The 13047-nt window shown below is 65.9% G+C and carries 9 protein-coding genes and 1 pseudogene; 3 read left to right on the top strand and 7 right to left on the bottom strand.

The window, feature by feature from the left end; genetic code table 11:
- Positions 1 to 543: 543 nt before the first annotated feature.
- The 3 genes from OG430_RS42500 to OG430_RS42490 all read left to right on the top strand — a co-directional run bounded on the left by OG430_RS42500 (position 544) and on the right by OG430_RS42490 (position 3803).
- Entirely contained in the window at positions 544 to 1329 is a 786-nt protein-coding gene (locus tag OG430_RS42500; protein ID WP_327358011.1) for a recombinase family protein, read from the top strand.
- Between the two features lie 150 nt (positions 1330 to 1479).
- Positions 1480 to 2703, top strand: coding sequence for a geranylgeranyl reductase family protein (locus tag OG430_RS42495; RefSeq protein WP_327358010.1), 1224 nt, complete (start codon positions 1480 to 1482; stop codon positions 2701 to 2703).
- Positions 2704 to 2762: 59 nt separating this feature from the next.
- On the top strand, positions 2763 to 3803 hold the full coding sequence (locus OG430_RS42490; RefSeq protein WP_327358009.1) for a hypothetical protein: 1041 nt from the start codon (positions 2763 to 2765) through the stop codon (positions 3801 to 3803).
- Positions 3804 to 4253: 450 nt separating this feature from the next.
- Here the strand turns inward: OG430_RS42490 and OG430_RS42485 are convergent.
- The 7 genes and pseudogenes from OG430_RS42485 to trpC all read right to left on the bottom strand — a co-directional run.
- Positions 4254 to 4373: pseudogene (locus OG430_RS42485) on the bottom strand (transposase); the annotation flags it as partial.
- Positions 4374 to 5306: 933 nt separating this feature from the next.
- Positions 5307 to 5789 (bottom strand): DUF1579 family protein, encoded by a 483-nt coding sequence (locus tag OG430_RS42480; protein ID WP_327358008.1) that lies wholly within the window; start codon positions 5787 to 5789, stop codon positions 5307 to 5309.
- Between the two features lie 845 nt (positions 5790 to 6634).
- Complete coding sequence (locus OG430_RS42470) at positions 6635 to 8596, bottom strand: anthranilate synthase family protein (RefSeq protein ID WP_327358007.1); 1962 nt, start codon at positions 8594 to 8596, stop codon at positions 6635 to 6637.
- Entirely contained in the window at positions 8593 to 10020 is a 1428-nt protein-coding gene (locus OG430_RS42465; protein WP_327358006.1) for a class II 3-deoxy-7-phosphoheptulonate synthase, read from the bottom strand. The genes OG430_RS42470 and OG430_RS42465 overlap by 4 nt, the downstream gene beginning before the upstream one ends.
- Positions 10021 to 10030: 10 nt before the next feature.
- Complete coding sequence (trpD, locus tag OG430_RS42460) at positions 10031 to 11107, bottom strand: anthranilate phosphoribosyltransferase (RefSeq protein ID WP_327358005.1); 1077 nt, start codon at positions 11105 to 11107, stop codon at positions 10031 to 10033.
- Positions 11104 to 11973, bottom strand: a complete 870-nt coding sequence (gene trpA / locus OG430_RS42455; protein WP_327358004.1) for a tryptophan synthase subunit alpha — start codon at positions 11971 to 11973, stop codon at positions 11104 to 11106. Before trpA ends, trpD begins: the two co-directional genes overlap by 4 nt.
- Positions 11967 to 12833 carry an indole-3-glycerol phosphate synthase TrpC gene (gene trpC, locus OG430_RS42450; RefSeq protein WP_327359454.1) on the bottom strand — a complete coding sequence of 289 codons (867 nt, stop codon included), beginning with the start codon at positions 12831 to 12833 and terminating at the stop codon, positions 11967 to 11969. The genes trpA and trpC overlap by 7 nt, the downstream gene beginning before the upstream one ends.
- Positions 12834 to 13047 lie beyond the last annotated feature (214 nt).

Genomic DNA, 13047 nt, shown 5'->3' with positions numbered 1-13047 from the left:
TGCACTAGAGACGGTGTGCCCACACCATTGCATGGCCTAGGCCATGGGCGCTACCGCCGCATAGCTCGTACCGCGTCCTCAAGCTGGTCGTGCCGCCCGGCAGTCAATCCCGCTCGCCACAGGGGCCCAGCACGGTGGACATCCGCGTAGACCATGCCCAGGAACTGCCCCTCGTCGTACGCACCCCAGGCCGGACCTTCAATGTCAGCAGGTCGGACGAACTGCACCGTCCGCCCGTCTATGTCCCGCGTGAACAGGTCTTCCCATTCAGCCGGGTCCCTGAGACCCACCGCTGCCCTTCCCGTCATTGCCGATCGAGTGCCCCCACGGTAGTCGCCGCACGATTGGGCCACTGCCCGAAGTACCGCATGGACGCGCACGGTTCACCCCGAACACCCGCTGTGCAAAACCCTGGATTCCCACGCTCTCCGCCGAAGGCACCCGCGTGACCCTCCTGCCGGGTATGGGTGTTGCGGAACCTGTTGGGAAATCAATCGTGCAAAACCCTGCTACGGGAGAGACTTCCGCACTAGGGTCGTGGCCATGGATCTCGGATATGCGCGCGTCAGCACCTCCAAGCAAGACCTCACCCGCCAGATCGACGCGCTCAACGCGGAGGGCATCGGCGACGGGCAGATCTGGGTGGACAAGAAGACCGGCGCCACCGTCCAGCGCGACGGCCTGGCCGGCGTACTTGCTTACGCCCGCCCCGGTGACACCGTGGTCGCCCACACCCTCGACCGGCTCGGCCGCAACATCCGCGAGTGCCTCAACCTCATCCACGACCTGCGCGAACGCGACATCAGTGTACGGACACTGGCCGACCCGATCCGCATCGACACCCGCGACACCAGCGGCACCGGCGAGATCGCCGTGCTCATGCTCGCGCTCTTCGCGCAGATGGAGCGCGTGTTCACCCGGGAACGTGCCGCACATGCCCGCTCCGTCGCCGCCAAGACCGGACGTCGGCCGGGGCGGCCCCGCAAGATGACCGACGACCAGGTCCGCCGCGCCAAGGCCGCACTGGACTCCGGGGACTCCCTTGCCGCCGTCGCGGCCGACTACGGAGTGGATCGCTCCACCCTCTACCGCCGGGTCGAAGACCTGCGCGGCCCAGAGGAGTTGCGCTGCCGCGCTTGCGGGGCCGTCATCCTCGCTCCTGAAGTCCCCTGCCCCAACTGCGGCGATGACGACCCCGCACCCGTCGCGCGCTCCGCGTACGACGAGGCCCATGCCGAGGACCCGCCGGAACCTGATGACCACGGCGGCCTCGCACGCATTGGTCGCCCAACCATCGCCCCGGGCTCACTCGCCGACCATCAAAGGTGATCCGTTGAGCATTTGACAGCGGGCCCGCCTAACCTTAGTAGCTGCCCTTCTTCCTCGCCGTGTTGAGGGGCCGTTGACCTGCGGCACGGCATATGCCACTCCTGGGCGCCTCCTAGATCGCATCAGGTTCCTACTGCCATGCTGAGGTGCATGGCCGACGAGGATGAGTTCGATCTTGCCGTGGTGGGGGCCGGCCCGGCCGGTGCAGTTGCCGCCTTTTTGGCAGCTAAGCAGGGTCGGCGAGTCGCGCTAATCGATAAGAGAACCTTTCCACGCGACAAGGTATGTGGGGACGGGATTTCTCCAGCCACTGTGACAATGTTGCGCGACCTTGGGCTCGCAAGCGCGCTGGATGGAGAGATTCCAGTGAGCACCATTGATATTCGTGGTCCAGACGGGGCGCGATTGAATGGCCCGCTACCAAGCGCCAATGGCCTCCCAGTCGAAGGCTTCGTAGTTCGTCGAATCACGTTCGACCACCGCCTCTACCGGGCGGCGGTCACCGCTGGCGCAATTGACCTAACAGGGCATAGCTTCGTAGCGACCTCCATTAGTGAAAATTTCCGCGTCGTCACTCTTAAGGATAAAAGGGGAGCGGGAAAGCGGCTCCACGTGAAGGTCCTTATCGGTGCCGATGGCGCATACTCAAAAGTTCGTGAAGCTCTAGGGGAACGCCCCGCGCGGAAGGCCGAGCTGGGGATTGCGATGCGCGGGTACGCTGTCTCGCATGACTTTGATATGGATGGGAAATTTGGTTCGCAACTAGGGCTTGAGTTCAGCCATCACACGCTGCCCGGGTACGGGTGGATATTCCCAACCGGTCAAGGATCGGTGAATGTCGGAATCGGTGTGTCGGTGCTAGATCTACGAAGCAGGAAGCTCAATCTTCGAAGCATGCTGGACGACTACTATAAGCTGTTGAAAGAACGAGGTGTTCAGCTTGGCGAACTAAGGGATGTCAGGTCCCATTGCTTACCGCAAATCACCAGCATGCCAAAGCTATCCCACCCGAGAGCGGTACTCATTGGCGATGCGGCCTCAATGATCAATCCGGTGAGCGGTGAGGGGATCGAGTACGGAATAGCCGCTGCGAAACTTCTCCTAGATCGCCTACCGCTAGATCTGACTGCATCCGATATTCAATCGCACCTGAACGACTTCGAGAGAGACTTCAGAAGGAAGTACCGCGCACATTTCCTGTCCTCGCTGGTGGCCTATGTGCTGCTGCGAAACCCTTCTTGGTCTTCAATCGTATTGACTGCAGCTCGGCGAGATCCCAAAGTATTCCGTGACAGCTTGGAGCTCCTCTTCGACTCGGGTCGAATCAAGGCGTCAACGACACTGCGCATCTTGAAGTCTGGTTGGCGTCGATGACGACACCCCCTGCACCGAGCCCCGCACCCGCACCTCTAGTAACTAAATTCAGTCCATTCGTGACGATCCCAAAACATTTGAGCACCGCGCTATTTTCTGGCGGCCGCACAGCGGAACGGATATGCAATTTTCTCATCTTTTCCCTCACGCCAACCGGGTTGTTTTGGTTTTGGTTCCTTACGGATGTGCGACATGAAATACCAGAAAAGCTATCCGACCTCCACATCGCGATGCCTCTCGCCGCACTGTGGATCACACTGGCCCCTCTACTGATGCAACAGTCGGAGTACATGGAGCGAGATATCATCGAAGCCTTTAATCGCGAAGGGCCGATAAATGGCTGGGCCATGGCCGACATTCAGAGAAAGCTCCACTCCGCGGATCGCCTCTACTATAAGTTAGTTACACCATTAGCGATCTCTGCACCTGTAGCGCTAGCGCTTTCTCTGCCGTCGCTGCGTTCCGTGATTTCGGTCGACTCCACATGGAAATATGTCGCCGGAGTAGTCGTAATCTTTCAAGTTGGATTCACTTCAGCTACCGGCCTGTGGGGGGTCATAAAGGCCATGATGGCGGTGCCTCTAGCCGTCAGGACGGTACGTCTCAGGTGGTCCGCTTTCCGCTCTTCAATATCACCGCTGGCCGATCTTACTTATTCTTCGCTGCAGAAATTCGGCGTAATGTTCAGCCTCGGCGCCCTGTTCGTGCCGGCGCTATATGTGGTCCGAATAGAGCTTAACCCTGTAGCTCAGGTCGTAGTGTTCACCTTTTCGGCGTTCTTGCTATTTGGGGGACTGTGTTTCTTTGCCGTTCCGGCGATCTTCTTTTCCAGGATGATGGAAAGGCATAAACTTGAAGTGCTTGATCGACTCGCCCCACCCATCGAGAGCATTCTTGAGAAACTGCAGCGAATAAATACATTATCAACCGATGAGGCAATTCACCTCAACTATAGCTTGAAGGCACTTCTTCAGGCGCGCTCGGAAATGGCGTCACAGAGTTCACTGCCGCCCTCTTTTAGGCTGCTCGCGCGCAGTGCGACAACGTTGATCCTTCCGATCGCGATCGCACTAATTCAACTGTTCGGCTCTAAAGATTGACCGGACCTCCAGCCGGAGCTCAGCCTCGATCCACCGCGTGAATTCTGATCACGGGCATCCGGCGGGGTTTGGGGTGTTTCTTCCAGGGCGTGGCAGTGGTGATCGCCGGGTGGGCCGTCCCGTGGTCAGTTGCAGCGGGGGAGCTGACCCTCGTCGTACGCGCCCCAGGCCGGATCTTCGATGTCAGCAGGCCGGACGAACTGTACCGTCCGCCGTCCATGTCCCGTGCGAACAGGTCTTCCGATTCAGTCGGGTCCGTGAGAGCCCGGCTGCCCCTCCCCGTTCTCGCCACGACGATCGAGCACCTCCACGGTAGACGCCGCGCGGGTTTCACTCATACATGCCTAACTTGCCTTACAGGCACCCAACCTGCTGACCTGTGAAGACAGTTGACAGCACTAGATAACGTCCGTCCTAAGTGAGTTGGGGATACAACGAAGCGCCTCACGGCGCGCAGGAGCCGAAGACGGTGCGCCAGGGGATGCCGAAGTCGACGGGCACGCTTCTCCACTTCACGCCGTTGTCATTCACGTAGCGGATGGCGTCGACGATATTTCGGCGCGGATGCTGGATCACCTCGTAGGCGTCCGGCGTCGATGCCAAGATCCGGTGCACCTAAGGAGACGCCTTCCTGGCGCTGGCCCTTCGGCCACCGCGCGGCCACCCACCGATACGTCCGCACCGTGCGGAACGACAGGCCTATCGCCTCGGCGAACAGGCGCAAGGAGCCCTCGACGCCCAGGTCGTCGTCCTCCCCCGAGCATCATGTTCCCGCCATGCGCACGCAACGGAGCGATCTCCAACGCGATATCACCCAGACGAAATTGGCACCCCGTCGTCACCCTGACCAGCTGAACCGACTGGTCCACCAGATCATCAGACCCTCACACGGCACCCTGCCGATCCCCTGGGCCACGACGAACACTCCCCAGACAGACCCGAAGGGCCGACACCTCACCGGCCACAGAAGCTCCGGCCCGCAATACCCGACAGGCTCCGCCCGTCCACCCCAAGGTCACTACAAACGACCGTAAGTACCCCGGGCCACACCCCTAGGGGTGTGGCCCGGGGTACTTCTTCGTCGCCGCCGTCGACGGCCACCTGCTGCCGTTCCCCTACCCACGGGGCGCGCGTAGGACAGCCCGGTCCGGTCGCCGTAGCAACCGTGCTGCCCAGTGGATGTGACCGTGATGTCAAAGTCCTCTCGGGCAGGGAGTCCGGCCGAGTGGAGCTGGGACATCTCACCGGCCGCGAGGGCATCGAGGCGATCTGCCGCGACCGGGCCGGCGCCTACGCCTCGGTTCCTCCGCCGCGGCATCGCCCGCTACGCGCCCTATCTCAACTGTTGCCCGGCGTTGAAAATGCTCATGCTGGCGGCGTTCACGATGCCGACGATCTCTAATGGCGACGCCCCGCCAGGGGGTGTCCTGGCGGGGGCAGTCGTCGGCACGGTGTCGTTTTCGTCGGCGAGGTGCCGGTGGTGCTTGCGCTCCTCCTGGATCCCTACTTGGTCTTGGTGAGGGTGGCGCGCATGGAGGGGATGAAGCCGCCTTCGCCGTCGGGCATGTCCGAGTCGCAGGTGATGGTGCCGTCGGCGTTGAGGGTGCGGGTCATCCGGGCCGGGCCGGTCATCACCAGGGAGTCGCCGGCGAAGTCGCCCACGTAGGTGCTGTCGGCGTCGTCCCAGGCGCCGAAGCTGTTGAAGTAGTGGCTGCGGTACTGGCCCTTTTCGGCGTCGTAGTCGAAGAACTCGTAGCCCGAGTCGACGATCTTCTGGCCGCCGACCTCGAAGCCGCCCTCCCAGCGGTGGACCAGGAAGAAGCCGCCTTCCATCCACTCGAAGGTCTCGGTGGAGGTCATGTCTGCGCCCGGCCCCATCGGGGTGTCCTCGGTGCGGCCGTCCATCCGCCAGGTGCCGACGAGGAAGTCGAGCTTCTTCAGCTCAGGGGCCGGGGTCGGCATCTGGGGTTCGGTGTTCTCGGGCATGTCCGGTCTCCTGTGGTGAATACACCGGTAAAGGCGCTTTTGGGTCTTCTTTCCAGTGTGGGGCAGTAGGTCCCGGACGCATCGGTCGATCGGCCATACCTTCCAGGATTAAAGGACTGCGCATGGCTGCCCGAAGTGATTCAGTCGCCGACCACCTCGCTGGCAGAAGCGGCTGGTGTGTCCGACTCTGGGATGCCGACGGCAGGCTTCTCGCGAGCAGGTCCCGGGGCTACTGGAGCGCCATCAGCGTCGGACGGTGCGACTGGCGGGCCAGATATCGGAGGTGGCGCGGGAGTTATGCGGCTGCGCGGCCGCTCGTCTTGCCCGTGTCCTGGCCGCATCGGTGTCCCGCAGTACAGCGCTGCCTCCTCACCGATCCTCAGCGTCTGCGGCCGAAGGAGACCATCCTGCTAGAGAAGGTCACCGCAGCCTGCCCGGAGACGACCGAACTCGCCACGCTCGTAGGCTGATTCGCCGCCCTACTCAAACCCGCCGAGGGCAACGATCGGCAGCTCACCAAGTGGATTGCCGCTACGAGGGCTGCCGCCCCTGCTCCCCGGCGCGGCCCGGGCCCGCGGTCTGTGAGGATCTTCACTCGAGTTCGGCTCGGAACTGGGGTAGGAGCATGAAGCGCGGGGGGGTGGTACTCGGGGGCGACTTTGCCGTCGCGCCGCGCGTGCGGCAGGCGCTTCGGGCGGGCACGGAACAGGTGGGGCAGTCGAACTGTTCGACGGCGGTGGCCGGTTCGGCGAGCTGGCTCATGTTGCAGAATCAGTCCCACTCCGAGACGGCTTGATCAACCGCAGAACGATCCATATCTGTGAACGATGTTGCGTCACCTTCGGCTATTCATCGCGGGGCGAGGGATTGCAGATGCCGGCCAAGAGACGGGTGAGGATGGCGGTGCCGGCCAGGGTGAGGACTGACTCTGGGTGGAACTGGACCCCGGCGACCGTGGGTCCGCGCAGTGCGTGGACGTCCCCGGTGGCAGGGTCGCGACTCAGTTCGACTCCGTGGTGTCGCGCCAGGTTCTCGGCGCGGGTGTCGTCGGCGCGGGCGGTGAAGGCGTTGTAGAAGCCGACGCGTTCAGGGGCACCGAAGAGGTCGATGGTCAGTTGGGCGCCCTGGTACGGCAGGGGCTTGCGGATGAGGGGCAGGCCGAGGGCGTCGGCGAGGATCTCGTGGCCCAGGCAGATGCCGAGCACCGGGCGGTGTGCGGTGAGGAGTTGTCCGGCGAGTCGGCGCAGCCGGGTCATGGAAGGTGAGGTACTGAGTGGGTTGCCGGGGCCGGGTCCCAGGATGACCGGCCCGCTGTGATCGGCCGCTTTCTGGGGCAGGCTGGGATCGGTGTGGCCGATGGTGGCTACGGTGTGGCCCAGTGCGCGTAGTTGGTGGGTGAGCATCGTGGTGAAGGCGTCTTCGGCGTCCACCACCAGGATCGACAGCTGGTGCGGGCCGGCCGGGTGTGAGTGGGCTGTGGTGTCCAGCCAGAACGGAGCCAGGGCGGTGCGCCGGACGGCCAGAGTCCGCTGGACGTCGCGGTCGTCGGCGAAGTGCCGTGCGGGGGCGGGGGCGGGGGTTTGGGGGGCGGGTTGCCGTGAGCACAGTGCGGTGAGCAGTCCGGCGGCTTTGGCGTGGGTTTCGGCGACCTCGCCTTCGGGGGTGGAGTGGCGAACCAGGGTGGCGCCGACGCGGATGACGAGTCGGCCGGTGGGATCGATGTCGGCGGTGCGGATGAGGATGGGGGCATCCAGGGTGCGCCGGCCGATCTGGTCGCGGCCGATGAGGGCGAGTGCGCCGGCGTAGTAGCCGCGTCCGGTTGGCTCGTAGCGCTGGATGACCCGGCAGGCGTTCTCCAGCGGTGAGCCGGTGACGGTGGCGGCGAACATGGTGTCCTTGAGAATGTCGCGGACGTCGCGCCGGGTGCGGCCGCGGATCGTGTACTCGGTATGCGCCAGGTGCGCCATTTCCTTGAGGGACGGCCCGGTGACACGGATCTGATCGTGCGCGATGTTGCACATCATCTTCAGTTCCTCGTCCAGGACCATGGAGAGTTCCTCCCGCTCCTTGTGGTCGGTGAGAAACCGCTGAAGTGCCTGGCGGGTAGGCCCGGTGGGAGGGTAGCGGTGGGTGCCGCTGATCGGGTTCATGGTCACGGTGTTCCCGGCGACCTGGACGTGCGTTTCGGGGCTGGCGCCGATCAGGGTGCGCTCGCCGGTGTGGACGAGAAATGTCCAGTAGGCGCCTCGTTCGGCGATCAGGAGACGGCGGAAGAGGGCCAGGGCCGTGCGCAGGGTGTAGCCGGGCAGGCGGGTGGTGATGTCACGGCGGATCACGAAGTTGGCGCCTTCGCCGCGGCCGATCTCATCGGCCAGGACGCGTTTGACCACAGCGGCGTAGGCCTCGTCGTCCGGGAAGACGGCGAGTTCTTCCATGGGCACGTCCACGTCCACGTCCGGCAGTACCGGCAGGAGCTCATCGAGGGGCAGCGCCTGCTGGTGGGTGATGGTGAGGACCTGCAGGGGGGTGTGGTCGTCATGGCAGGCGAAGCCGCGTTCGCTGATTTGCCGGTACGGCACCAGAACGAGCACGTCGTGCTGCTCGCTCTGCGCCGCCGCGGCCGGTGCCTGGTCGGGCAGTGCAATGTCGCCAAGGGCGGCGATCTCTTGCACGGTCCCGGTGAGCAGTTCGACCGTGGGGCTGGGTGCGCCGTCGGATCCGCTGCGGCGCAGGAGCGCGAAAGGGGGCGCCGAGAGCGCGAGCAGCTGCTCGATCCGGGAGGCTGGGGTGGGCTGTGGCGGGGTCATCGCAACTCGCCTTTCGCCGGTCGCTGGAGCGGGACGGGCCGGTTGGGCTGTGCGGAACGGGAGACTTGCTCCGGTTGCGGCGGGCGATGCCTCAGACAGAGATCGGCGACGTGGAAGGCCAGGTCGAGAGCTTGCCGGTGGTTGAGGCGAGGGTCGCAGCCGGACTCGTAGCGGCTGTGCAGGTCGGCTGGGGTGATGGGGTGGCTGCCGCCGAGGCATTCGGTGACATCGGTACCGGTGAGTTCGACGTGGATGCCGCCGGGGTGAGTGCCGAGTTCGCGGTGGACCTCGAAGAAGCCGGTCACTTCGTCCAGGATGTCGTCGACATCCCGGGTCTTGACCTTGTCCGCGGTCACCTGGGTGTTGCCGTGCATCGGGTCGCACACCCAGACGACGGGGCTGCCGGAGGCGGTGACCTTCTCTACCAGGCCGGGGAGTTTGTCGCGTACGTGGGATGCCCCGAAGCGGGTGATGAAGGTGAGCCGTCCCGGCTGCTGGTCGGGGTTGAGTTTGTCGATCAGTGCCAGCGCGTCGTCGGGGGTCGCGGTCGGACCGAGCTTGACCGCGACAGGGTTGCGGATCGAGGCGAAGTACGCAACGTGCGCGTGTCCCAGGCCGCGGGTGCGGTCACCTAGCCACAGCATGTGGCTGCCCACGTTGTAGAGAGGGCCTGCCGTGCGCCCGGCGCGGGTCAGAGGGGCTTCGTAGTCCAGGAGCAGGCCCTCGTGGCTGACGAAGAACTCAGCCGCGTACGCACGCTGCGGTGTGGCCCCGCAGGCATCCATGAACCTGAAGGCCTGCTCGACCTGCCCGGTCAGTGCCGCATAGCGGGGATGCGACGGGGAGCAGGCCGCGAAGTCCTGGTTGCGCAGGTGGACTCGGCGCAGGTCGGCCAGCCCATTGCCCAGGAAGGATCGCGCCAGGTTCAGTGTCGCCGCCGACGCCTGATAGGTGTGCAGGAGCCGTTGCGGATCTGCGGTACGCCCGGCTCGTGTGAACTCCCGGGCGTTGACCGCGTCTCCGCGGTAGGCGGGCAGGGTGATCCCGTCGCGGGTCTCGGTGGGCTGGGAGCGCGGTTTGGCGTACTGGCCGGCGAGGCGTCCGACCTTCACCACCGGCAGCGCGGCGCCATAGCTAAGGACGGTGGCCATCTGCAGCAAGGTGGTGATCTTGCTGTGGATGGTGGCGGCATCGAGCTGAGCGAAGGTCTCCGCGCAGTCGCCGCCTTGGAGCAGGAACGCCTCGCCCCGGCAGGCGGCGGCCAGCCGCTGGGTGAGCAGATCGCATTCCTGGGCCAGTACCAGCGGCGGACTGGCGGCCAGTTGATCCCGCACGTGCTGCAGGGAGACCGGATCGGGCCAGCACGGCTGCTGCTGTGCGGGGCGGCTGACCCACGTCAGTTCTGGGGGATGCTCGATGTGCATGGCGGTGCCTTCAGGTTGTAGGGACCAGCGGGGTGGCGAGCACGCGGGTAGTGGTGACCCACCGCTCCAGGAGTGCGGCGGCGGCTCCTGAGTCGATGGCGGCTGCGGCTGACGGCAGGTGTGCCGCAAGCCGCTCGGTGATCGGCTTCGCGGCGGTATCCGCGGGGTCGGTGACGGCGAGGGTGGCCGCGGCCGACAGCAGTACGGCATCGCGGATGGGCCCGTCTGCCCCGGACAGCAAGCTGCGGGCAACGCCTGCGTTGTGGGCCGGACCACCGCCCCGCAGATCTTCAAGGGCCGCGCGGGGGATGCCGAGATCGAGCGGTTCGAGTTGCTCGCGTCGGACCTGCCCCCCGGTGACGGTCCACACCGTTGAGGTGCTGGTGACGGTGAGTTCGTCCAGGCCGTCGTCCCCGTGGAAGACCACGGCCGCGGTGCCGCGCCGGGCGAGGACCCCGGCGAGGAGAGGGCCGGTGGCCGGGTCGGCCACCCCCACTGCCTGTGCCTGGGGCCGGGCCGGATTGGTCAGCGGGCCCAGCAGGTTGAACACGGTAGGAACGCCAAGGGCCCGGCGGGTCGCGGCAGCGTGTTTCATCGCCGGATGGAACAGCGGAGCGAAACAGAAGGCGATGCCGGCCTCCCGTACACTCCGTGCGGTCTGCTCGGCGGACAGGTCCAGCGTGACGCCGAGTGCTTCCAGCAGATCGGCGGACCCGCAGGCCGATGAGGCCGCCCGGTTGCCGTGCTTGACGACGCGCGCCCCCGCACCGGCCGCCACAATCGCGGCCATGGTCGAGATGTTGACCGTGTTCGCGTGGTCACCACCGGTACCGACGATGTCCACCGTCGGGCCCTCGACGGCGACGGGCACGGCATGGCGTTCCATGGCCGCCACCAGCCCCTCGACCTCGCTGAACGTTGCCCCCTTGGCACGCAGCGCCACCAGGAAGCCGGCCACACGGGCCGGATCGGCCTGCCCGCGCAACACCTGTTCCATCACCCAGGTGGCGCCGTCGACAGACAGGTCACGGCCTGCCAGCAGCTCGGTGAGCAGCCCGGGCCAGGTGGGCTCGGCAATTGCGGTCATGAGTAGCCTCCTCGGCTGGAGTTGGCGATAGGGGATGGGGCGGACCGCACAGCAGCGGCAAGGTCGGCGGCGAAGTCGCGCACCGCACGGATGCCAGTGCGCTCATCGGGCGCGTCCAGCAGCCTGCGCACGAACGCCGAGCCGACGATCACCCCGTCCGCGAACTCGGCTACTTGGGCGGCCTGTTCAGCGCCCGAGATGCCGATGCCGACACACACCGGGAGGTCGGTGACTTGACGCAGCCGGGCCACCAACCGCCGGGTCTGGGCGGGCACCAGCCCGCTGCTGCCGGAGACCCCGGCGACACCGGTGGCGTAGACGAACCCCCGGCAGGCAGAGGAGATCAGCGACAGACGCTCCTGGCTGGAGGAGTGCGCGGCCAAAAAGACCCGGCCAAGCCCGTTGCGGTCACTGGCCGCCCTCCAGCCCTCCATGTCGCCTGGCGGCAGGTCCGGGGCGATCAGCCCACAGCCCCCGGCACTGGCGAGATCGTCAGCGAAGCGCTCAACGCCATAGCGCGCGATGGGGTTCCAGTAGGACATGCACACGGCCGGCGTCCCGGTCGCGGCGACGGCACCGACGGCCTCAAATCCATGTGCCACGCACGTTCCTGCCCGCAACGCGGCCTCGACCGCACAGCGGATGGCAGGGCCGTCCAGCACCGGGTCGGAGTGCGGCAGACCAACCTCGACCACATCGACGCCGCCCTCGACCATGGCCTCCATGGCCGCAACCGATCCCCGGACGCTGGGGTAACCGACCGGCAGATATCCGATCAACACCGCACGCCGTTCCGCGCGTGCTGCCGCGAACACATCCGCGAGCTGAGGAACTGGTCGCACTCGCTTCTCGAGGCCCGTCACCATGACAGGCGCCCCGCACCGGCACTGCCGCTCTGCGGACGGCAGCCCTCCGGTGCAGCAGGCAGCGAATCCGCCTCGCACCTGCCAGCCGACACCAGCTGCGCCACCGCGTCTCGCGGATCGGGGGCGGTCGCCACATGTGTGCCTACCAGCACGGCGTCAGCTCCCGCCGCCGCCAGGGCCCGGACGTCGGCGGCGCCTTGGACTCCGGACTCCGCTACGCGCACCACATCGTCCGGGATGCCGGGGGCTAGCTCGGCGAAACGGCCAGAGTGCACCCGGAGGGTGTGCAGGTCCCGGGCGTTCACCCCGATCACCCGGGCACCCGCATCGAGAGCCCGCTCCACTTCGCCGGCGTCATGGACTTCGACCAGCGCGGTCAGCCCCATCGCATGGGCTCGCGCCACCAGCGTGGAAAGCGTCGGCTGGTCCAAAGCAGCGACGATCAGCAGGACCAGATCCGCGCCGTGCGCCCGGGCCTCCCACAACTGGTACTCATCGATGATGAAGTCCTTGCGCAGCACCGGGATATCCACTGCGGAGCGCACCGCGTCGAGGTCAGAGAGATCGCCGCAGAAGTACCTCTGCTGCGTCAGCACGCTGACGGCAGCGGCTCCTCCGCACTGGTACGCGGCCGCCAGTGTGGCCGCATCCGCGGATGGAGACAGGGCACCCTGCGAAGGACTGGCCCGCTTCACCTCGGCGATCACCCGCACCCCGTCCGCACAGCGCAGCGCGTCCAGCGCGTCACGACGAGGAGGGTCCGACAACGCCTGGCGGACCAACACTTCCAGCGGAACTTGCCGCTTCCGGGCGCGCAGTTCACCGCGGACCGAATCCAGAATCGTCGCGAGCACGTCCACCGCGTCCACCTCCTCCAGAGGGGAATCACTCCAGGCGGCCTGGTCTGTGACGCCGGGGCGGTCACGGGTTGAAGCACTCATCGGGCATTTCCCTCTCGCTGGGGGCCAGGGCAGGCACGGTCGATCGAACCCGGCAGACTGCGTTCGTTGTTGACGGCGCGCAAATGCCGGGTACAACCAGTGCACCGCCCCAGCCCCTGGCTACACAGGGGGT

The organism is Streptomyces sp. NBC_01304 (genome assembly GCF_035975855.1).
GTDB lineage: Bacteria > Actinomycetota > Actinomycetes > Streptomycetales > Streptomycetaceae > Streptomyces.
Note: the sequence above shows the minus strand (reverse complement) of the source record. Positions and strands in the feature narration are given on the sequence as shown.